The organism is Luteimonas sp. MJ250, from assembly GCF_039548455.1.
GTDB lineage: Bacteria > Pseudomonadota > Gammaproteobacteria > Xanthomonadales > Xanthomonadaceae > Luteimonas.
This window is the reverse complement of the sequence record NZ_JBCLVB010000011.1, coordinates 273,920-293,687: the sequence shown is the minus strand read 5'-3', so window position 1 is coordinate 293,687 and position 19,768 is coordinate 273,920. Positions and strand designations below refer to the sequence as shown.

Below are 19,768 nucleotides of genomic sequence, written 5' to 3'. Positions count from 1 at the left end.
AACAATGATTGATAATTGATGCTGTTTATTCCAAACATCGAATCAATCACACTGTCTCTCCACCGCGCAGAGTCGCATTCGCAACGGAGTCCGCATCATGATCACCTACCGCCCCGCCAACGAACGTGGACATGCCCGGCATGGCTGGCTCGAGTCCTGGCACAGCTTCTCCTTCGCAGGTTACAACGATCCCGACCACGTGCACTGGGGTCCGCTGCGCGTGATCAACGAGGACCGGGTGCAGGCCGGCCAGGGGTTCGGCTCCCATAGCCACCGCGACATGGAGATCATCAGCTACGTGATCGACGGCGCGCTGGCGCACAAGGATTCGATGGGCAACAGCGCGACGATCGTGCCCGGCGAGGTGCAGCGCATGAGCGCCGGCAGCGGCGTGACCCACTCCGAGTACAACCACGATCAGGAAGGCCTGACCCACTTCCTGCAGATCTGGATCATCCCCGACACCCAGGGCATCGCGCCCGGCTACGAGCAGAAGACCTATGCCGAGGCCGAGAAGCGCGGCCGCCTGCGCCTGGTCGGCAGCCGCGACGGCAGTGAAGGTTCGGTCACCATCCATCAGGATGCGAGCATGTATGCGGGCCTGTTCGACGGCAACGAGTCGGCGACGCTCGACATCGCCGCCGGGCGCCTGGCGTATATGCACGTGGTGCGCGGTGCGGCAGTGGTCAACGGCCGCGCCGTCTCCGCCGGCGACGCGCTGCTGTACGCCGACGAGCCGCGGGTGGAGATCACCAGCGGAGACAATGCCGAGATCCTCGTGTTCGACCTGCCACGCCTTCAGTAAGGGAACAGCGCCATGCAAATCGTCAATTCCGACCATCGCTGGGGCCCGGTCAGCATGTTGCTGCACTGGGGCATCGTGGCCCTGATCGGCTGGATGGCCTGGCTGGGCCTGACCATGGTCGACCTGCCGCCGACGCCGGCGAAGATCAACGCCTATGCACTGCACAAGTCGCTGGGCCTGACCTTGCTGGCGCTGGTGATCGTGCGCGTGGCCTGGCGGCTGTTCGCCGGTGCGCCGCGTCCGGTCCCGGGCACCCCGACCTGGCAGGAGCGCATCGCAAACCTCACCCACATCGCGCTGTACGTGCTGCTGTTCGCGATCCCGCTGAGCGGCTGGGTGTTCAACTCCGCCTCCGGGTATCCGCTGCAGTGGTTCAAGCAGTTCAACCTGCCGGCAATCACCGGGCGCAGCGAAGAGCTGGCCGCGACCGCCATCCAAGTGCACGAATACGGCTTCTGGCTGCTGATCCTGCTGGTGCTGGCCCACGCCGGCGCCGCGTTTTACCACCATATTTTCCAGGGCGACGACACCCTGCGCCGCATGCTGCCCTCGCTGCGCCGCGCCGACGCCACTCCCGACCCGACTTCGGAGCACTGACATGAGCACCCGCATCCTTCGCAACCGCCTGCTTCCCCTCGCCCTTGCCGCCACGCTCACCGCGATCGCGGCCCCGGCCGCCGCCGCCGACTACGTCCAGTCTTCGGGCGCGCTGAGCTTCGCCAGCGAATACCAGGGCGAGACTTTCGTCGGACTGTTCCCCGACTTCAGGACCACGCTGAGCTTCGACCCCGCGGCGCCGCAGGACGCGAAGCTGGACGTCACCATTCCGCTGGCCACGGCCGACACGAAGAACGGCGACCGTGACGGCACGCTGAAAACCGCCGATTTCTTCAACGTCGCGAAGTTCGCCACCGCCCGCTACACCGCCAGCGGCTTCCGCAGCCTGGGCGACCACCGCTACGTCGCCGACGGCACGCTGGAGCTGCGCGGAGTAAAAAGGCCGGTGGCGCTGACGATCACCTGGACCCCGGGCCGGCAGCCGGTGCTGGTCGGCAATGCCACGGTCAAGCGCCTGGACTTCGGCGTCGGCGCCGGTGACTGGGGCGACGTATCGATCATCCCCGACGACGTCGCCATCTCCACCAAGGTCACGTTCGCACCCGCGCCCTGATCCGTGCGCCTTTTCCCTTGCGGGAGTGCTCACGACATCGGTTCGGGCTCGCGCATGCGGCCGATCTTCGGCGGCAGCGGGATGAACTCGTCATTGTCCAGGTCCGGCAGCTTCATCCGCCCCGCTGCCCAGTCGGCGCGCGCCTGCTCGATGCGCTCCTTCGACGAGGACACGAAGTTCCAGTCGATGTAGCGCGGCCCCACGGGCTCGCCGCCCAGGGCCATGACCACCGCATCACCGAGCGCGGCGATGGTCGCAGCCTTGCCGGGCACAAGGACCGCCATGCTCCCGGCCTCGACGCGCTGGCCGGCCACGTCCACCGCGCCCTTGGCAACGTAGACCGCGCGCTCGCTGTATTCCGCGGGCAGCGATGCCCGCGACCCCGCGCGCAGCTGCCAGTGCACGTAGAACTGCGGCGAATCGGCCTGCACCGGCGACCGCACGCCCGCCAGCCGGCCCGCGATCAGGCGCCCGACGATGCCATCGCCGTCGAACACCGGCAGCGCGTCGCTGGGGTAATGCCAGAAGCCCGGATCCATTTCCTCCCGCGCATCGGGCAGCGCCACCCAGGCCTGGATGCCGTCGATCGGCCCGCCTTCGCGGCGCAGGCGCTCGAAGCGTTCGGAGTGGGTGATGCCGCGGCCGGCGGTCATCCAGTTGACCTCGCCCGGGCGGATGCCCTGCTCGGAGCCGACGCTGTCGCGGTGCATGATCTCGCCGTCGAACAGGTAGGTGATGGTCGAAAGGCCGATGTGCGGGTGCGGTCGCACGTCCGCCTCGGGCGGCAGGCCCGGCGCGAGGTCCTTCGGGCCCATGCGGTCGAAGAAGATGTAGGGGCCGACCATGCGGCGCTTGGCGAAGGGCAGCACGCGGCCGACCTCGAAGCTGCCGAGGTCGCGGGCGCGCTGCTGGATGACGAGTTCGATCATCGACTGGCTCCGGTCTGATGGAAACGGGTTCGCGGATCACGTCGACTATCGCACCGGACGCGTGCGGGCGCGTCGTCCCGGGTATCGCTGCCCATGACCTACCGTCCGCGAAACCGCGAGCCGCGGGAACCATGGCGGCACGAAACTTCGACTTCGGACCAGCCCCGGGTTTCAGGCCGGTTCGGCTTCCAGCCGATAGGCGGGATAGTCGGTGTATCCGGCCGCGCCGCCGCCGTAGAAGGTGTCGTTGTCGCCATCGGCGAGCGGCCAGTCGTTGCGCAGCCGCTCCACCAGGTCGGGGTTGGCGATGAAGGGCCGGCCGAAGGCGACCAGGTCGGCGAGGCCGGCGGCAAGGTCGGATTGGGCGCCTTCGCGCGTGTAGTTGCCCGCCAGGATCAGCGTGGTTCCGGCGCAGGCCTCGCGGTACTCGCGCAGGAAGCCTTCGCCGGCATTGTCGATGATCGCGCCGCGGTTGCTGAGGTGCACGTAGGCGAGGTCGCGCGTAGCGAGTTCGCGGGCCAGCGCAAGCGCCGTATCCGCCTCGCCGTCAAACGCCGGCATGTCGAACACGCGGTTGAACGGCGACAGCCGGATGCCGACGCGATGGCTGCCGATGGCCGCAGCGACGGCGTCGACGGTTTCGAGCACGAAGCGCAGGCGGTTGGCGATGTCGGCGCCGCCGTAGCGGTCGTCGCGCACGTTCAGTCCACCGTTGATGAACTGCTCGAACAGGTAGCCGTTGGCGCCGTGGATCTCGACGCCGTCGAAGCCGGCCTCGATCGCGTTGCGCGCCGCGGCGACAAAGTCCGCGGTGATGCCCGCCAGCTCGTCGGCGGCCAGCGCGCGCGGGGTGCTGGTCGGCATCTGCCCCGGCGTTCCGTCCTCGCGGTAGACGAACGCCTGTACGCCTTCGGCCGCCTTGGCCACCGAGCTCACCGGCGCGCGTTCGCCCGGCTGCAGCGAACGGTGCGCGACGCGGCCCACGTGCCAGAGCTGCGCGAAGATCGTGCCGCGCTCGGCGTGCACCGCCGCTGTGACGGCCTTCCAGCCCTGCACCTGGGCCTTGGAATGCAGGCCGGGAGTGAAGAGGTAGCCGCGCGCCTGCTCCGAAACCTGCGCGCCTTCGGTGACGATCAGCCCGGCACCCGCGCGCTGCGCGTAGTAGGTCGCGGTGAGCGCGTCGGGCACCGTGCTGGCGGCGCGGGAGCGGGTCATGGGAGCCATGACGATGCGGTTGCGCAGGCCGAGGCCGCGCAGGTCGAAGCGGTCGAAAAGAGTGCTCATGGCGGGGGTCCGGTGTTCCAGTGACGTATGCGTCCAATCTACGTCGCCGGCACCCGCGGCGGGTGCCCTGCAGTGGAACGATGGATTCCGGACGCGCCGTGCCGCGGCGCCTTGAAGGGCCGCGCCACGGCGCTGCGCATCAGGCGCGCGCGAACACCAGGCTGCCGTTGGTGCCGCCGAAGCCGAAGCTGTTGGAGATCACCGTATCGAGCTTCGCATCGCGGCTTTCGCGCACGATCGGATAGCCCTCGGCACGCGGGTCGAGCTGGTCGATGTGCGCCGAACCGGCGATGAAGCCGTCGCGCATCATCAGCAGGCTGTAGATCGCCTCGTGCACGCTGGCCGCGCCGAGCGAATGCCCGGTGAGCGCCTTGGTCGACGACAGCGGCGGCATCGCGTCGCCGAAAGCGGTGCGGACCGCTTCGAGTTCGACGATGTCGCCCAGCGGCGTCGAGGTCCCGTGGGTGTTCAGGTAATCCACCGGCGCGTGCACCGACGCCAGCGCATTCTTCATGCAGCGCACCGCGCCCTCGCCGCTCGGCGCGACCATGTCGGCGCCATCGGAGGTCACGCCATAGCCGACCAGTTCGGCGTGGATGGTCGCGCCGCGCGCCTTCGCGTGCTCGTACTCCTCGAGCACCAGCATGCCGCCGCCACCGGCGATGACGAAGCCGTCGCGGCCGGCGTCGTAGGGACGCGAGGCCACGGCGGGCGTGTCGTTGTAGCCCGAGGACAGCGCGCCCATGGCGTCGAACATGACGCTCATCGCCCAGTGCTCTTCCTCGCCGCCGCCGGCGACGACCACGTCCTGGGCCCCGTGGCGGATCAGGTCCGCGCCGGCACCGATGCAGTGCGCCGAAGTGGCGCAGGCCGCCGAGATCGAATAGCTCAGTCCGAGGATGCCGAAGGCGGTGGCCAGCGTGGCCGACACCGTCGAGCACATCGTGCGCGGCACCATGTACGGGCCGACCTTGCGCACGCCCTTGGCCCGCAACAGGTCGGCGGTGGCGACCTGCCACTCGGCCGAGCCGCCGCCGGAACCGGCGATCACGCCCACGCGCGGGTTGCTCACCTCTTCGGCCGACAGCCCCGCGTGCGCGATCGCGTCGCGCATCGCCACCCAGGCGTAGGCCGCGGCGTCGCCCATGAAGCGCTTGCGCTTGCGGTCGATCTCGGCGTCGAGGTCGATCACCGGCACGCCGGCGACCTGGCTGCGCAGGCCGAGCTCCGCATACGCCGGCGCCGCAGTGATCCCGCTGCGGCCCTCGCGCAGTGCACGCGAGACGTCATCAAGCTTGTTGCCAAGGCAGGACACGATGCCCATGCCGGTCACGACTACGCGACGCATCAGTTGTCCTCCAGGTCCTTGAACAGGCCGACCCGCATGCTGCGGACGACGTAGATTTCCTTGTCGTCGACGAAGGTGCGGCCGTCGGCGATCACCAGCGGCACCTTGCCGCGCATCACGCGCTTGATGTCGATCTCGTAGCGCACGCGCTTCGCGCTGGGAAGCACCTGACCGGAGAACTTGAGTTCGCCGCAGCCCAGCGCCCTGCCGCGGCCGGGTTCACCCAGCCAGGGCAAGTAGAAGCCGGCGAGCTGGAACATGGCGTCAAGGCCGAGGCAACCGGGCATCACCGGATCGCCAAGGAAGTGGCATTCGAAAAACCACATGGACGGGTCTATGTCGAGTTCGGCAACGATCACACCCTTGCCGTAGGCACCGCCCTCGCTCGCGATGTGGGTGATGCGATCCATCATCAGCATCGGCGGGGCCGGCAGGCGGGCATTGCCTTCGCCGAACATTTCACCGCGACCACAGGCCAGAAGTTGCTCACGGTCGATGGAAGAAGGACGCGTCATGGGACTCCCGGGTCAGTGCGGCGCAGGCGCCGGAAAGGCCGACATTGTGCACCACGCAGGCGGCGGCGCACCTGATCCCGGTCAGCAATCCGGTGGCGGCGACGCCGGGAGTTTGGATCCGTGTGCGTATGGTGCGGTTTTCTGGTGGGCCCACCAGGATTCGAACCTGGAACCAAGGGATTCGCGTATCCCGAAGGTTTCCCTCCGGCGCGGACTATCTCTTCACCCTTCGCTTTCGCGGGTGGGGTGCGGGACGCTCGAGCCTGTGATCAAGGGCACTGCAGCCCCCAGGTAGTCTCTGCACCTTCCGGCGGTGTACCGCCGGCTTGGCTCAGGGTTGCCACCGTCCACGCCTGGGCGCGCCGCTGAGGTTTCCCTGAATTCATCCCGTTCCCGTCCGCGCATTCCTGCGCGGCGGCACCTTTTCGATGAGTCCCCTGCTCTAACCGTTGAGCTATAGGCCCGTGGGAACGATCTTACCTACTGCAGCGCACGAGCGCGCGCCCAGAAAAAAGAATCGCGCAACCGCGGCCAGACGACGAGGACTGGCCACGACTGCGCGACACGATCCCGCGACGGAACCCGTCGCAAGGTTCGTTGCAGTGGACGGCTTACATGCCGTCGGTGTTGTTCTCGCCATCGGCCGCCGCGTTGGCTTCCTCGGCCGCGTCCTGCGCCTGCTCGGCCGCATCGGCAGCCTTTTCGGCAGCGTCGGCGAGGTCATCGCGGCGGGTCATTTCGTCGCCCGTGTCCACCTGGCCGGCAATGTGCGCGGAGGCATCGGCTGCGGCATCGGCAGCATCGGCCGCGGCCTGCGCCGACTGCGCGGCGGCCATGTCGCCGGTGTTGGAGGCGTGCTGCGCGGCTTCCTGGGCTTCGGTGGCCGACTCGGCGGCTTCCTGGGCGGAATTGGCGGCCTGGTCGGTGTTGCTGCAGGCGGCCAGTGCGGTGGCGAAACCGAGGGCGAGAAGGGTCTTTGCGGTATTCATGAAGGGATCTCCTGTTCGGGCGCCGTGGTGCGCCGTGGCGGTCACATTGCATGTGCCGATGTAGCGATCATGCGAAGGCGACCGCATGCTCGCGGATGCCATTCATATTCCCGCCCACGAAAAAGCCCCGCGAGTGGCGGGGCCTTTCCTGGATCAGCCTGTCCCGGTGCTCACTCGATATCGAGGAAGCTCCGCAGCTGCTCCGAACGGCTCGGATGACGCAGCTTGCGCAGCGCCTTGGCCTCGATCTGGCGGATGCGCTCGCGGGTGACATCGAACTGCTTGCCGACTTCCTCGAGGGTGTGGTCGGTGTTCATGTCGATGCCGAAGCGCATGCGCAGCACCTTGGCCTCCCTCGGGGTGAGGCCGGCCAGCACGTCGTGCACGGTCTCGGAGAGGTTGGTGTTGGTGGTCGCGTCGATCGGGGACTCCACGTTGGTGTCCTCGATGAAGTCGCCCAGGTGCGAGTCCTCGTCGTCGCCGATCGGCGTCTCCATCGAGATCGGCTCCTTGGCGATCTTCATCACCTTGCGGATCTTGTCCTCGGGCATCTCCATCTCCTTGGCCAGCTCTTCCGGCGTGGCCTCGCGGCCGAACTGCTGGAGCATCTGGCGGGAAATGCGGTTCAACTTGTTGATCGTCTCGATCATGTGCACCGGAATGCGGATGGTGCGCGCCTGGTCGGCGATCGAGCGGGTGATGGCCTGGCGGATCCACCAGGTGGCATAGGTCGAGAACTTGTAGCCGCGGCGGTACTCGAACTTGTCGACCGCCTTCATCAGGCCGATGTTGCCCTCCTGGATCAGGTCCAGGAACTGCAGGCCGCGGTTGGTGTACTTCTTCGCGATCGAGATCACCAGGCGCAGGTTGGCCTCGACCATTTCCTTCTTGGCCTTGCGCGCCTTGGCTTCGCCGATGGCCATGGTGCGATTGATCTCGCGCAGGTCGGCCAGCGTCACCATCATGCCCTTCTCGATGGCGATGGTCGCTTCCTGGCCGGCGACGATCTGGTCCTTGACGTCACGCAGGCCGCTGGCCCACTTCTGCTTGCGCTTGAGCAGCTCGTCGACCCACTCGAGGTTGGTCTGGTTGCCGTCCCACGCACGGATGAAGTCCTTGCGCGGCATCCGGGCGACGCGCGTAGACAGGTCGAGGATGCGGCGTTCGTGGTCCTTGATCTCGCCGACCACGTCGCGCAGCTGGCGGACCAGGACATCGGTCAGCGGCAGCGGCAGCTTGAGGCTGGTGAAGGTCTCGGCCATTTCTTCGCGGAGCTTGAGCGCCGCCTTGGCGGTGGGACCACCCTTGGCCACGGCCTTTTCGAACTTGGCGTAGTTGGCGGCCATCTCTTCCATGCGGCGTGCGACCTCGGCCGGGTCGGGACCGGTGGGACCGGTCTCCTCGGCAGCGGCGTCGTCCTTCTCGTCTTCTTCGTCCGCGTCGGCATCGTCGTCGGAGGCCTTGGCATCCGGGGCTTCGTTGCTGGCGGCCGGCGCCGCGGGGGCCGGCGGCGCTGCAGGCGGCGGCACCGAATCGTCGAGGCCGTCGGTGAAGCCGACCACGATTTCGGGCAGGCGCTTCTTGCCGGCCTTGTGCAGTTCGTAGTCCCCGAGCAGGTGCGCGATCGTGCCCGGGAAGGTCGCCAGGGCGGCGGCCATCTGGTTCAGGCCTTCCTCGATGCGCTTGGCGATCGCGATCTCGCCTTCGCGGGTCAGCAGCTCGACCGTGCCCATCTCGCGCATGTACATGCGCACAGGGTCGGTGGTGCGGCCGCCCTCGCCGTCGAGTGCCGTCAGCGTGGCGGCGGCCTCCTCGGCGGCGGTGTCATCGACCTCGCGGCCACCGCTGGACTCGCCGGCCAGCAACAGCGTCTCGGCATCCGGGGTGGTTTCATGCACCTGGATGCCCATGCTGTTGATCATGCCGATGATGTCTTCGAGCTGCTCCGCATCGACGAGATCGTCGGGCAGGTGGTCGTTGACTTCGGCATAGGTGAGGTAGCCCTGCTCGAGACCCTTGGAGATCAGGATCTTGATGTCGGACTGCGGGGCTGGACGCTCGATCGCCATGTGGCGCGCACCGTAGAAAATGGGAACCCGTAATTATACCATTCCGCGCGAGGGCTCATGACCGCAGCAGGAAGGTGGTTGGCCCGTCATTGACCAGGCTTACCGTCATATGGGCCCCGAAGCGGCCAGTTTCCACCCCCCCGGCATGAAGTCGGCGGCATTCCTTGACCAGGGCGCTGAACATGGGTTCAGCTTCGGCCGGCGCTGCAGCGGTACTGAAGCCCGGCCGGAGCCCGGAGCGGGTGTCGGCAACCAGCGTGAACTGGCTTACCAGCAGCAGCCCGCCGCCGGTATCGGCCAACGAACGGTTCATGCGCCCGGCATCGTCGCCGAAGACCCGATAGGCGAGCAGCCGCGGCGCCATCTTCGCGATCTGCAGCGCACCGTCTCCGGGCTCGATGCCGGCCAGCACCAGCAGGCCCGCGCCGATGGCACCGACTTCTTCGCCGTCCACCTCGACGCTGGCCCGGGTCACGCGCTGCAGCAGCAGGAGCATCGATCGGCATCCTCGTGATGGTGGGTCCGGCGGATAGACTCTAGCGATGACCGAGCTGTCCGCAAGCCTGCTGCACGCCGCCGCTTCCGCCATCGGGCGCCTGCCATGGCCGGTGCAACGGGCGCTGGGCGACGCGCTGGGCTGGCTGGCGCGCATGCTGCGTACGCGCGAGAGCGTGGTGGCGCTGCGCAACCTGGAGCTGGCCATGCCCGCCCTGGACCACGCCGCGCGCGAGCGGCTGCACCACGAGGTGATGCGCACCACCGGCCGGCAGATGATCGAGACCCTGCGCCTGTGGACCCGGCCGCACGCCGAGAACCTGGGGCTGATCCGCGAGGCCCATGGCGAAGCGCTGTTCGATGCCGCGATGGCCACCGGGCGCGGGGTGATCGTGGCCGCGCCGCACCACGGCAACTGGGAGCTGCTCAACCAGTGGCTGGCCGCGCGCACGCCGCTGGCGATCCTGTACAAGCCGCCGGAGTCGGCGATCGGCGAGGCCTTCCTGCGCCGCGTGCGCGCCGACACCGACGCCGGCCGCATCACCCAGGTCCGCGCCGAGGGCCCGGGCATCCGCCAGCTGTTCAGGACGCTCAAGGATGGCGGCGTGGTCGGGATCCTGCCCGACCAGCAGCCCAAGGCCGGCGACGGCGCGTTTGCGCCCTTCTTCGGCGTGGAGGCGCTGACCATGACCCTGCTCTCGCGCCTGGCCGAACGCAGCGGCGCGACGGTGTTGTTCGCCTGCTGCGAGCGCCTGGAAGGCCGTGACCTGGCCTATGCGCTGCGCATCGACCCGGCACCGGCCGGCATCCACGACCGTGACACCACGGCATCCGTTGCCGCGCTCAATGCCGGCGTGGAACACATGGCACGGCGTGCGCCGGCGCAGTACCAGTGGACCTACAAGCGCTACAAGCTGCGCCCGCCCGGGAGCAACGAACCCAATCCCTATCGCGACCTGGAACGCCGGCGATGAGCGAAGACTTCATCCCGGTTCCGCCCGGCGACGCCGCAGCCACCGCGGCCCGCGACGGCTGGCAGCCGCTGCCGCCGCGCGCGCGGACCCTGTTCCTGCTCGCCAACGGCGCCGGCTGGGGCGGCCTGGCGCTGGCCAGCCTGGTGCCGATCGGGCTGCTGCTGCCCACGCCGCTGCCGGCACTGCCGGTCGCCGTCGCCAGCCTGTTGCTGCTTCCGGCCTGGGGCCTGTGGCTGGCCGTCCGACGCTACCGCCACACCCGCTGGCTGCTCGATGACACCGGCCTCGGCTATCGCCGCGGTCGCATGTGGCATGTCGAGACCCGCGTCCCGCGAACGCGCGTGCAGCACGTCGACCTCAAGCACGGACCGCTGGAGCGGCGCTTCCGGCTGGCCACCTTGGTGGTCCACACCGCTGGCACCCGCGACAGCGCGGTCGCGGTGGCCGGCCTTGATGCCGATGTTGCGGCAAGGCTGCGCGACCTCCTGGCGCAGCAGGTGGACGACGACGACGACGATGCCGGCACCGCCTGAACCCCGCGCACCGGTGGATGGCGACGAGCGCCGCCTGCACCCGTGGTCGTGGCTGTTCGTGCTGCTGCAGCAGCTGCGCCAGTTCATCGTGCCGCTGCTGGTGCTGGTATTCCTCGGCCGCGGCGATCGCTATGCGCTCTGGCCCCTGGTCGGCGTGGCGGTGCTCGCGGCGGCCTCGATCTGGCGCTACTTCACCTACCGCTACCACGTCGATGGCGATCGCCTGGTCGTGCGCGAGGGCTTGCTGGAGCGGCAGGTCCGGCAAATCCCGTTCGCGCGGATCCACAACGTGGCGCTGCACCAGACGCTGCTGCACCGCGTCTTCGGCGTCGCCGAGGTGCGGCTGGAATCGGCGGGCGGCAACAAGCCCGAGGCCGAGATGCGCGTGCTGCGCATGGGCGAGGCGCTGGCGCTGGAGCGGCTGATCCGCAGCCATGGCGCGGCAGCCGCGAATGCCGATCCCGATGCACTCGAAGGCGAAGGCGCGGCCGACCACGCCGACGGCAGGCTGCTGCTGTCGCTCCAGGGCGTCGAGCTGGTGCGCCTGGGGCTGGTCAGCAACCGCGGCATGGTGGTGGTGGCCGGCGCCTTCGCGGTGTCCTGGCAGGTGCTGCCCGACCACATGCTCTCGAGCGTGGTCCGGGACGCCGCGGACAGGATCTTCGGCTACGCCAGCGGCTTTGCCGACGGAATGATGGCGCGCGCGGCGGCGGTGGCCCTGGTGGTGGTCGCGGCGCTTGCACTGCTGCGGGTGCTTTCGGTCGCACTCGCGCTGCTGCAATACCACGGCTTCCGGCTGCTGCTGCAGGGCCGGCGCCTGACCGTCGAGCGCGGACTGCTCACCCGCCTGCGCACCAGCGCACCGCGGCGGCGCATCCAGTCCTGGTCCCTGCGCGAAGGCCTGCTCCACCGCCTGCTGCGGCGCCGTTCGCTGTACATCGACACCGTCGCCAGCGCCGGCGACGGCGGCGAGCAGCGCGGCCTGCGCGAACTGGCGCCGATCGCCACCCCGGAGGCCTGCGACGCCCTGGTGCGCGAGGTGCTCGCAGGCGCGGCACCGGCGTGGCCACCGGCGGGATGGCGGCGCGTGCATCCACGCACATGGCAGCGGCTGGCGCTGCCGGGACTGATGTTTGCCGGGATGGGTGCCCTCGCTGCCTGCTGGCATTTCGGCCCCGCGGGTCTGCTGGCCCTGGCCTGGGCGCCGTGGGCCGTGTACGCGGCGCGCCAGAACGCGCAGCGCGCGGGCTACGCGCTCGACGCGCGCATGGTGGCCGCGCGCTGGGGCTGGTGGTCGCGGCAGTGGCGCTTCGCAGAGATCGACAAGCTGCAGGCCCTGCGCCTGGAGCAGTCTCCGCTGGACCGCTGGTTCGGCATGGCGACGCTGTCGCTCGACACCGCCGGCGCCCGGCCCACGACCGTGCTGCGCCTGCGCTTCATGCCGGAGGTCGAGGCCCGCGCGCTGCACGGGCGACTGGCGGCAGAGCTGTCACGACTTCCATTGCGCTGGTGACGCCGACAGCGGAAGCGCGGAAGGCGCCGCGGAGCCGGACGGGGCCATGACCGGGCCCGGCCGGATGCCGAACTCGGTCCACGCCCGCCCGGTGCGCCGGGTCTCCGCACGCAGTGCGCGGTTGAAGGCGATGCCCTCGGCCGTCACGTAGCCCCGCGGGTGCTCAAGATGGACCGCGATCGCCCGATGACGGATGCGCTTGCCGCGGATACCGGCGTTTTCCAGCCGCTCGCCGAACTCGCGATCCTCGCCGCCGTAGCGCATGCGCTGGTCGAAACCATTGACCGACAGCACGTCCCGGGCCCAGCCGGACGCGTTGTGACCGTTCCAGCTCGCGCGCGCGGTGCTGACCGCGTCGAGCAGGCGCGCGGCAGTCGGGCCGGCAGTGAGCTTGCGGTCGCGAAGCGTGCGCGGCATGCCCCGGGCATGCAGCCAGCGCGCATCGAAGCAGCGCTGGTCGCGGATGTCATCGGCGGTGATCGCGTGGCTCGTCGCCATCGGCAGCTTGTGGTAACCGCCCGAGAGGAAGCGCCCCGGTGCGCGTTCGCGCAGGTGCGTGGACACGAAGTCCGCGCGCGGGATGCAGTCACCATCGGTGAACACCAGGTAGTCGGAACGTGCCGCCGCGATGGCCATGTTCAGCGCCTCGCACTTGCGGAAGCCGTCGTCGGGCTGCCAGAGGTGACGCACGGGCATCGGCAAAAGCGGCTGCAGCGCGAGCAGGCGTTGGCGGGTGCGGTCGTCGCTGCCGTCGTCGGCGACCAGCACTTCGAAATCGGCGCGATCCTGGGCGGCGAAGCCGAACAGCACCTTCTCCAGCCAGTCCGGCTGGTTGTAGGTGGTGAAAATGACGCTCGCGGCGGTCGCACGATTCATCGCAACATCATCACAGGGCCGGTGCATTCGAGCATATGCCCGGACGACAGTCCGATTGCAATGCCGGGGCGGCAACGCGCGGCCGATGCCGGACTGGTGCGCGGGCTCAACGCGCTGCCGGCCCCCAGTACCCCAGCTCCCTGCGAATCTGCAGGCCGCGGTACGCGGCGGCAAGCGGGCGCCTGCGCAAGCGACCCGGAGTGCCGGCCAACAGGGCATCGGTCGCCGCGATGACCCGCTGTGACGAACGACCGTCCCTGTACGGGTGGATCCGGTCGGCATAGGCCGCCAGCGCGTCCTGCAGCTCCGGCGTCGGCGCGAAGGCCCGCGCAAGCAGCACCGGCAGGGCCGCCGGATCGTCGAAATCGAGCATGTGCGGCTTCGGCGCGCGATTGCGGAAGGTCACCACCGGCCTGCGCTGGACCACGAACTCGCTGACCACCGAGGTGGTGTCGGCCACCAGCACGTCGGCCGCGCGTTCGGCGCTGACCAGCTGCTCGGTCTCGACGAAGGTGGCGTTGGCACCCGCCAGGGCGCGATAGCGTTCGACCAGCCCCGGCGGGCACTTCGGATGCAGGGTCAGCAGCCAGTACCGGTCGCCCGAGGCGACCTGCGCTGCGATCGCTTCGTACAGGTGCGGCGCGGCGCTCAGGCGCTCGGTGAAAGTGGAGGCGAACATCACCACCTCGCGCCCGCCGGCCTGCGCGCGCAGCCGCGCCGCCAGCGGATCCTCCGGCCCGAACAGGGGGTCGAGCTTGGGCCAGCCGGTTTCGGCCACCCTGAAGTGGCCTGCCCGCTCCGCCAGGGCCTGGAAGGGCCCGGTCGTGGCCGGCCCCTGGGTGCAATACAGGTCGAACAGGCCGCGCAGGCGGAAATGGCCGCGGGCGTCGCCGCGCTTCTCGACGTTGAAGCCGTGGAACAGCTGCACCTTGGCGCCAGCCACGAACGGCGGCACCCAATTGGCGGCGCTGAACACCGCGCGCGGACGCAGGCGCACCGCGTCGCGCGCGCTGCCGACCATGTGCACCGGCGCCGGCAGGCGCGATTCCGCGGCCCCGTCCACCAGCCAGGCATGCACGGCGTGCCCGGCGCCTTGCAGGGCATCGGCCAGCGGCTGCAGGATGGGCAGCCCGTAGCGCTCGGTCGCGAACAACAGGTAGTCCGCCATCAACACCTCCTCGAGCCAAGACCCCGCCGTTACGGCCTGCATTATCGCGTTCAACGAGGCCGACCGGATCGGTGACTGCCTGGCGTCGCTCGCATTCTGCGACGAGATCGTGGTCGTGGACTCGTTTTCCACCGATGCCACCGCCGACATTGCCCGGGCGGCGGGCGCGCGCGTGCTGCAGCGCGCATTCGATGGTTTCCGCAGCCAGAAGGCGTTTGCGGTCGAACAGGCCAGCCATGACTGGGTGCTGTGCCTGGACGCGGACGAACGCGTGGGCGACCAGCTGCGCGCGTCGATCCAGTCCGCGCGCGCCGGCGGGCTTCGGCACGCCGCCGGCTACCGCTTCGCGCGCCTGGACAACTACTTCGGCCGCTTCCTGCGCCATGGCAACGCCTATCCGGATCGCGTGCTGCGGATGTTCGACCGCCGTCGCGGCGGCTGGCGTGGCACCCGCGAAGTACACGAGGCAGCCAGCGTCGACGGCCCGGTCCACACCCTTGTCGGCGACCTCATCCACTACCCGTACCGCTCGCTGGAACAGCAGCTGGCCAAGACCGGCCGCTACGCGCGGATGATGGCCGAGCACGACTTCGCCCGCGGCAAGCGCGCATCGCTGGCAAAGCTGGTGCTGTCGCCGGGGTGGCGCTTCCTGCGAGGCTACGTGCTGCGCGCCGGGTTCCTCGACGGCTGGCACGGCCTGGTCTACGCCTATGTGCGCGCCAACTACGTGCGCCAGAAGACGATCATGCTGTGGCTGCTGCAGAACGGGCAGCCCGTGGCGACGCCGCCACCGGCCGGCCCGGCACAGGACTGAGGCGGCACCATGTGCGGAATCGCAGGCGCCTGGGCGCCCGGCCCGGAGGATCCCGGCGTGCTGCATGCGCTGGGCGCGGCGATGGGCGTGGCCATTGCGCATCGCGGCCCCGACGATGCGGGCACCTGGGCCGATGCCGAAGCCGGGCTGGTGCTCTCGCACCGCCGCCTGGCGATCCTCGACTTGAGCCCCGCGGGTCACCAGCCGATGGCGTCAAGCGACGGACGGTGGCAGCTGGCCTACAACGGCGAGGTCTACAACCACGCCGAGCTGCGTACCGAGCTGGCGGCACTCGGGGTCGCGTTCCGCGGACACTCCGACACCGAGGTGCTGCTGGAAGCGATCGCACGCTGGGGCGTGGACGCGGCGCTGGCGCGCGCCAACGGCATGTTCGCCTTCGCCGCCTGGGACACGCAGGCGCGCGAACTGTGGCTGGCGCGCGACCGCGTCGGCAAAAAGCCGCTCTATTACGGCTGGTGCGGCGACGGCAGCTTCGTCTTCGGCAGCGAACTGGCGGCGCTGCGCGCGCATCCCGCGCTGAAGGTTGAGGTCGATCCCGACGCGTTGGCGCTGCTGTTGCGCTTCGACTACATCCCGGCGCCGCACGCGATCCTGCGCGGCGTGCACAAGCTGGGCGCCGGCCGCCTGCTGCGCATCGACGGCGCGCGCCTCCGGGCCGGCGGCGCCGGCCACGACCCGGCACGCGACCAGCAGGCCTGGTGGAACGCCCGCGAGCGGCAGGAGGCCGCGATCAGGCACGGCTTCGACGGCGACGAGGCCGCAGCGACCGACGCCCTGGACGCCCTTCTGCGCGACGCGACCGCGCTGCGCATGGAGGCCGATGTACCGCTGGGGGCGTTCCTCTCTGGCGGCACCGACTCCTCCCTGGTGACCTCGCTGATGCAGGCGCAGTCGATGCGCCCGGTGCGCACCTTCTCGATCGGGTTCGACAACGCCGTCCACGATGAAAGCGCGCATGCCGCGGGCGTGGCCAAGCACCTCGGCACCGAGCACACCGCGCTGCACGTGGACGGCCATGCCGCGCTCGAGCTGGTGCCGTCGATGCCGCGGGTGTTCGACGAGCCGTTCGCCGACTCCTCGCAGCTGCCGATGACCCTGCTGTGCAGCCTCACACGCCGCCACGTCACCGTCGCGCTGTCCGGCGATGGCGGCGACGAGCTGTTCTTCGGCTACGGCCGCTACGCGCGCGCGCTGCGCAACCAGCGCATGGCCGAACGGATACCGGCGCCGATGCGTAGCCTGCTTGGCGATGACCGCGGCGAGGCCGCCCGCCTGGGCGGCGTGGCGGCGCTGCGCGCGGCGCTGGCGGCCACGGGCGTGCAGGACATCGCGCGCCAGCGCGTGCAGCGCTGGCGCAACCCCGAAGCCGTGGTTGCCGGCGCGCGCCGCAGGGCCACCGCCTACGACGATCCAGTAGCCGTGCCGCGCAACGGCACCCCGGCCGACACGCTGATGGCGCTCGACTTCGCCTGCTACCTGCCCGAGGACGTTCTCACCAAGGTCGACCGCGCGAGCATGGCCGCGTCGCTGGAGGCGCGCGCACCGCTGCTGGACTGGCGCGTGGCCGAATTCGCCTGGTCGCTGCCGCTGGACATGAAGTGGCGCGACGGCCAGCTCAAGCACCTGCCGAAGCGGCTGCTGGGCCGCTACCTGCCTGACGACCTGGTGCAGCGCCCGAAGTCCGGCTTCGGCGCCCCGGTAGGCGACTGGCTGCGTGGCCCGCTGCGCGAATGGGGCGAGGCCCAGCTCGACGAACGCCGGCTGCGCGAGGAAGGGCATTTCGATCCGGTGCCGGTACGCGCGCTGTGGAACGCGTTCCAGGCCGGCGAGCGCAAGTGGCACACCCACCTCTGGGGCGTGCTGATGTTCCAGGCCTGGCTGGAACACGGCGGCCGCCCCGGGGCGCCGTTGACACGGGCTTAACACTCGCAGCAACATGCTCACGCGCAGAGCGCGTTACCTGTCAGGGGGCAGGCGACGAGGCGACCACCTCCATACCGGCACGGCCCCGCATGCCTTTCCGCATCCCCCGCCCCCCCTCACGCACCCGGCATGCGCCACCGGCGTCCATCAGCCTGCTGGTGACGACCTACAACTGGAAGCAGGCGCTGCAGCGCGTGCTCGAAAGCGCGGCGCGGCAGACCCGCCTCCCGGACGAGGTGGTCGTCGCCGACGACGGCTCCCGCAGCGACACCGCGGACCTCGTGGCGTCACTCGCGCGGACCTATCCGGTGCCGCTGCACCATGTCTGGCAGCCCGACAGGGGCTTCCGCGTGGGCCGGGCGCGCAATCTCGCGATCGCCGCGGCCAGCGGTGACTACGTTCTCCTCCTGGACGGCGACATGGTGCTTGAGCGCCACTTCGTGGCCGACCATGCCCGCGCCGCCCGCCGCGGCAGTTTCGTCCAGGGCTCGCGCGTCCTGACCGGCCCCTGCTTCCGCGAACGCATGCTCGCGGATGCCGGCGAGAGGCCGACGCCGCTCGCGCGCGGCGTCACGCGGCGCCGCAACGCGCTGCGCTCGCTGCTGCTGTCGGGCGCGTGGCTGGCCGCCAACCCCACCACCGCGCCGCGCACCATCAAGACCTGCAACCAGGGCTGGTGGCGCAACGACCTGGTGCGCCTCAACGGCTTTGACGAGCGCATGGAGGGCTGGGGCCGCGAGGACGTGGAGCTGGCCTGGCGCGCGCACAACGCCGGCATGGAATGCAGGCAGCTGCGCTTCGCCGGGCTCGCCTACCACCTGCACCACGAGGAGCGACACCAGGAGGGCGCCAGCCCCAACGACCGCTACGTGGCCGAAACCCGGAGGCACCGGCTGACGCGCTGCACGCTCGGCCTTGACGCGCATCCCGTCGCGGTCGGCCGGATACCGCGGCACGACGGCTACGCGCCTGCCGCGACGGAAGACGCGGGCGCCGGCGTAGCCGCAGCCTAGGGCGCAGCCGCCCTGCGCAGACGCGCGACGTAAAAGCCGTCCATGCCGCCTTCGCCGGGCAGGCGCTGCCGCCCCGCGCCACTTTCGCGGCCGAAGCATGCGTCCAACGGTTCGACCGTGGCATCGGCATGGCGGGCGAGGAAGCCCGCGACCTGGCCCGCGTTCTCCGCGGGCAGGATCGAACAGGTGGCATAGAGCAGCACCCCGCCGGGGCGCAACATCGTCCAGGCCGCGTCGAGCAGCCTAGCCTGCAGCGTCACCAGGGCGTCGACGTCCGCGGCGCGCCGATGCAGCAATACGTCGGGCTGGCGGCGGACGATGCCGGTGGCCGTGCAGGGCGCGTCGACCAGGATGGCGTCGAAGGGCTCGCCGTCCCACCACGCGGCCGGATCGGTGGCGTCGGCCACGCGCGTCGCGGCGCCGGGATCGATGCCTTGGCCCAGGCCCAGCCGCCGCCAGGTGTCGCGCACCCGCGCCAGGCGCCGGGCGTCGACGTCGATGGCCAGCAGGCGCAGCGTGGGGTCGCGCTCGAGCAGGTGCGCGGACTTGCCTCCGGGCGCGGCGCAGGCGTCGAGCACGCGCGCGCCCGGCGCCGGCGCCAGGGCGTCGGCCACGGCCTGCGCGGCACCGTCCTGCACCGAGGCGTCGCCATCGGCGAACCCAGGCAGCGTGCCCACGGCGATGGACTGGGGCAGCCGCAGGGCGTCATCCAGCGTCGCCTCGGCCCCGGCCTGGATCCCGGCCGCGTGCAGGCGCGCGAGGTAGCCGTCGCGCGTCCCGCGGCGGCGGTTAACCCGCAACCAGGTCGGCGCCGGCTGCGCGCTGGCCGCGAAGATCGCGTCCGCGTCGTCCGGCCAGTCGGCGCGGATGCGGTCGCGCAGCCAACCGGGCCAGGCATCGGCCGGAGCCGCGGCGGGCAGGCCGTCGCGCTGCGCGCGGCGCAGCAGGGCATTGACCAGCTTCGCCTGGTGCGCGCGGCCGATGCCGCGCGCGGCATCGACGGTTTCAGCCACCGCCGCGTGCGGCGCCAGCCCGAGCGGGTCAAGCTGGGCGAAGCCGACGTGCAGCAGCGCGCGAAGGTCGCCATCGCGGCGGCCGGGCGGCTTCGCCATCCACGCCGACAGCGCGGCGTCGGCGCGCGCATGCTGGCGCAGCGCGGCGAAGCAGATCGCCTCCACCAGCGCGCGGTCGCGCACGTCCTCGATCGAATCAAGGTGCGCTGCGAGCTCGGCGCGCAGCGAGTGCCCGCGATGCAGCACCGCGTCGAGGATGCGCGCGGCCACCACGCGCGGCAGGCTGCCGGATGAAGTCTTCATCCCCGTATTGTC

Annotated in this window: 19 protein-coding genes; 9 read left to right on the top strand and 10 right to left on the bottom strand. The window is 70.3% G+C overall.

Annotated elements, in window-relative coordinates; genetic code table 11:
* Positions 1–97 precede the first annotated feature (97 nt).
* The 3 genes from WCE37_RS08010 to WCE37_RS08000 are packed head-to-tail and all read left to right on the top strand — an operon-like array spanning position 98 to position 1,976.
* Positions 98–805 (top strand): pirin family protein, encoded by a 708-nt coding sequence (locus WCE37_RS08010; protein ID WP_343278885.1) that lies wholly within the window; start codon positions 98–100, stop codon positions 803–805.
* A 12-nt stretch (positions 806–817) separates the two neighbouring features.
* Entirely contained in the window at positions 818–1,402 is a 585-nt protein-coding gene (locus WCE37_RS08005) for a cytochrome b (protein ID WP_343278884.1), read from the top strand.
* A 1-nt stretch (position 1,403) separates the two neighbouring features.
* Positions 1,404–1,976, top strand: coding sequence for a YceI family protein (locus tag WCE37_RS08000; protein WP_343278883.1), 573 nt, complete (start codon positions 1,404–1,406; stop codon positions 1,974–1,976).
* A gap of 29 nt (positions 1,977–2,005) precedes the next feature.
* Here WCE37_RS08000 and WCE37_RS07995 read toward each other — a convergent pair whose 3' ends face one another.
* The 7 genes from WCE37_RS07995 to dtd form a co-directional block, all read right to left on the bottom strand.
* Positions 2,006–2,905 carry a pirin family protein gene (locus WCE37_RS07995; RefSeq protein ID WP_343278882.1) on the bottom strand — a complete coding sequence of 300 codons (900 nt, stop codon included), beginning with the start codon at positions 2,903–2,905 and terminating at the stop codon, positions 2,006–2,008.
* Positions 2,906–3,076: 171 nt separating this feature from the next.
* Positions 3,077–4,189, bottom strand: coding sequence for an alkene reductase (locus WCE37_RS07990; RefSeq protein WP_343278881.1), 1,113 nt, complete (start codon positions 4,187–4,189; stop codon positions 3,077–3,079).
* 139 nt (positions 4,190–4,328) lie between these two features.
* Entirely contained in the window at positions 4,329–5,537 is a 1,209-nt protein-coding gene (gene fabB, locus WCE37_RS07985) for a beta-ketoacyl-ACP synthase I (RefSeq protein ID WP_343278880.1), read from the bottom strand.
* Complete coding sequence (fabA, locus tag WCE37_RS07980; protein ID WP_343278879.1) at positions 5,537–6,052, bottom strand: bifunctional 3-hydroxydecanoyl-ACP dehydratase/trans-2-decenoyl-ACP isomerase; 516 nt, start codon at positions 6,050–6,052, stop codon at positions 5,537–5,539. The genes fabB and fabA overlap by 1 nt, the downstream gene beginning before the upstream one ends.
* A 611-nt stretch (positions 6,053–6,663) precedes the next feature.
* A complete protein-coding gene (locus WCE37_RS07975) occupies positions 6,664–7,041 on the bottom strand; it encodes a hypothetical protein (protein WP_343255075.1) in 378 nt (125 codons plus the stop codon).
* Positions 7,042–7,211: 170 nt separating this feature from the next.
* The gene (rpoD, locus tag WCE37_RS07970; protein ID WP_343278878.1) at positions 7,212–9,110 is read right to left on the bottom strand and encodes an RNA polymerase sigma factor RpoD; all 1,899 of its coding nucleotides are present in this window, start codon (positions 9,108–9,110) and stop codon (positions 7,212–7,214) included.
* Between the two features lie 55 nt (positions 9,111–9,165).
* Complete coding sequence (dtd, locus tag WCE37_RS07965; RefSeq protein ID WP_343278877.1) at positions 9,166–9,606, bottom strand: D-aminoacyl-tRNA deacylase; 441 nt, start codon at positions 9,604–9,606, stop codon at positions 9,166–9,168.
* Between the two features lie 46 nt (positions 9,607–9,652).
* Between dtd and WCE37_RS07960 the strand changes: the two genes are divergently transcribed.
* Genes WCE37_RS07960 through WCE37_RS07950 form a run of 3 tightly spaced genes read left to right on the top strand, consistent with a single transcriptional unit; the run spans position 9,653 to position 12,625 of the window.
* The gene (locus tag WCE37_RS07960) at positions 9,653–10,579 is read left to right on the top strand and encodes a lauroyl acyltransferase (RefSeq protein WP_343278876.1); all 927 of its coding nucleotides are present in this window, start codon (positions 9,653–9,655) and stop codon (positions 10,577–10,579) included.
* Complete coding sequence (locus WCE37_RS07955) at positions 10,576–11,112, top strand: PH domain-containing protein (protein ID WP_343278875.1); 537 nt, start codon at positions 10,576–10,578, stop codon at positions 11,110–11,112. The genes WCE37_RS07960 and WCE37_RS07955 overlap by 4 nt, the downstream gene beginning before the upstream one ends.
* Positions 11,096–12,625, top strand: a complete 1,530-nt coding sequence (locus tag WCE37_RS07950) for a PH domain-containing protein (protein WP_343278874.1) — start codon at positions 11,096–11,098, stop codon at positions 12,623–12,625. The genes WCE37_RS07955 and WCE37_RS07950 overlap by 17 nt, the downstream gene beginning before the upstream one ends.
* Here WCE37_RS07950 and WCE37_RS07945 read toward each other — a convergent pair.
* Both WCE37_RS07945 and WCE37_RS07940 read right to left on the bottom strand, forming a co-directional pair.
* Positions 12,602–13,501, bottom strand: a complete 900-nt coding sequence (locus WCE37_RS07945; protein ID WP_343278873.1) for a glycosyltransferase family 2 protein — start codon at positions 13,499–13,501, stop codon at positions 12,602–12,604. The two genes, WCE37_RS07950 and WCE37_RS07945, sit on opposite strands and share 24 nt — an antisense overlap.
* Positions 13,502–13,607: 106 nt before the next feature.
* The gene (locus WCE37_RS07940; RefSeq protein WP_343278872.1) at positions 13,608–14,672 is read right to left on the bottom strand and encodes a CDP-glycerol glycerophosphotransferase family protein; all 1,065 of its coding nucleotides are present in this window, start codon (positions 14,670–14,672) and stop codon (positions 13,608–13,610) included.
* Here WCE37_RS07940 and WCE37_RS07935 point away from each other — a divergent pair.
* The 3 genes from WCE37_RS07935 to WCE37_RS07925 all read left to right on the top strand — a co-directional run bounded on the left by WCE37_RS07935 (position 14,668) and on the right by WCE37_RS07925 (position 18,440).
* Positions 14,668–15,483: a glycosyltransferase family 2 protein gene (locus WCE37_RS07935; protein ID WP_343255602.1), complete on the top strand. Its 816-nt coding sequence runs from the start codon at positions 14,668–14,670 to the stop codon at positions 15,481–15,483. The genes WCE37_RS07940 and WCE37_RS07935 overlap by 5 nt on opposite strands.
* 9 nt (positions 15,484–15,492) lie before the next feature.
* Entirely contained in the window at positions 15,493–17,427 is a 1,935-nt protein-coding gene (gene asnB, locus WCE37_RS07930) for an asparagine synthase (glutamine-hydrolyzing) (protein ID WP_343278871.1), read from the top strand.
* Positions 17,428–17,516: 89 nt separating this feature from the next.
* Positions 17,517–18,440 (top strand): glycosyltransferase family 2 protein, encoded by a 924-nt coding sequence (locus tag WCE37_RS07925; protein WP_343276482.1) that lies wholly within the window; start codon positions 17,517–17,519, stop codon positions 18,438–18,440.
* Here the strand turns inward: WCE37_RS07925 and rsmB are convergent.
* Positions 18,437–19,756 carry a 16S rRNA (cytosine(967)-C(5))-methyltransferase RsmB gene (rsmB, locus tag WCE37_RS07920; RefSeq protein ID WP_343276481.1) on the bottom strand — a complete coding sequence of 440 codons (1,320 nt, stop codon included), beginning with the start codon at positions 19,754–19,756 and terminating at the stop codon, positions 18,437–18,439. The genes WCE37_RS07925 and rsmB overlap by 4 nt on opposite strands.
* Positions 19,757–19,768: the final 12 nt, after the last annotated feature.

What these genes read in the sequence shown, in the direction of transcription:
- WCE37_RS08005 (WP_343278884.1), top strand. Translation starts at nt 818, where the DNA reads ATGCAAATCGTCAATTCCGACCATCGCTGGGGCCCGGTCAGCATGTTG.
- dtd (WP_343278877.1), bottom strand. Translation starts at nt 9,606, where the DNA reads ATGCTCCTGCTGCTGCAGCGCGTGACCCGGGCCAGCGTCGAGGTGGAC.
- WCE37_RS07995 (WP_343278882.1), bottom strand. Translation starts at nt 2,905, where the DNA reads ATGATCGAACTCGTCATCCAGCAGCGCGCCCGCGACCTCGGCAGCTTC.
- rsmB (WP_343276481.1), bottom strand. Translation starts at nt 19,756, where the DNA reads ATGAAGACTTCATCCGGCAGCCTGCCGCGCGTGGTGGCCGCGCGCATC.
- WCE37_RS07925 (WP_343276482.1), top strand. Translation starts at nt 17,517, where the DNA reads ATGCCTTTCCGCATCCCCCGCCCCCCCTCACGCACCCGGCATGCGCCA.
- fabB (WP_343278880.1), bottom strand. Translation starts at nt 5,537, where the DNA reads ATGCGTCGCGTAGTCGTGACCGGCATGGGCATCGTGTCCTGCCTTGGC.
- fabA (WP_343278879.1), bottom strand. Translation starts at nt 6,052, where the DNA reads ATGACGCGTCCTTCTTCCATCGACCGTGAGCAACTTCTGGCCTGTGGT.
- WCE37_RS07975 (WP_343255075.1), bottom strand. Translation starts at nt 7,041, where the DNA reads ATGAATACCGCAAAGACCCTTCTCGCCCTCGGTTTCGCCACCGCACTG.
- WCE37_RS07950 (WP_343278874.1), top strand. Translation starts at nt 11,096, where the DNA reads ATGCCGGCACCGCCTGAACCCCGCGCACCGGTGGATGGCGACGAGCGC.
- WCE37_RS07990 (WP_343278881.1), bottom strand. Translation starts at nt 4,189, where the DNA reads ATGAGCACTCTTTTCGACCGCTTCGACCTGCGCGGCCTCGGCCTGCGC.
- WCE37_RS08010 (WP_343278885.1), top strand. Translation starts at nt 98, where the DNA reads ATGATCACCTACCGCCCCGCCAACGAACGTGGACATGCCCGGCATGGC.
- WCE37_RS08000 (WP_343278883.1), top strand. Translation starts at nt 1,404, where the DNA reads ATGAGCACCCGCATCCTTCGCAACCGCCTGCTTCCCCTCGCCCTTGCC.
- WCE37_RS07955 (WP_343278875.1), top strand. Translation starts at nt 10,576, where the DNA reads ATGAGCGAAGACTTCATCCCGGTTCCGCCCGGCGACGCCGCAGCCACC.
- WCE37_RS07945 (WP_343278873.1), bottom strand. Translation starts at nt 13,501, where the DNA reads ATGAATCGTGCGACCGCCGCGAGCGTCATTTTCACCACCTACAACCAG.
- WCE37_RS07960 (WP_343278876.1), top strand. Translation starts at nt 9,653, where the DNA reads ATGACCGAGCTGTCCGCAAGCCTGCTGCACGCCGCCGCTTCCGCCATC.
- asnB (WP_343278871.1), top strand. Translation starts at nt 15,493, where the DNA reads ATGTGCGGAATCGCAGGCGCCTGGGCGCCCGGCCCGGAGGATCCCGGC.
- rpoD (WP_343278878.1), bottom strand. Translation starts at nt 9,110, where the DNA reads ATGGCGATCGAGCGTCCAGCCCCGCAGTCCGACATCAAGATCCTGATC.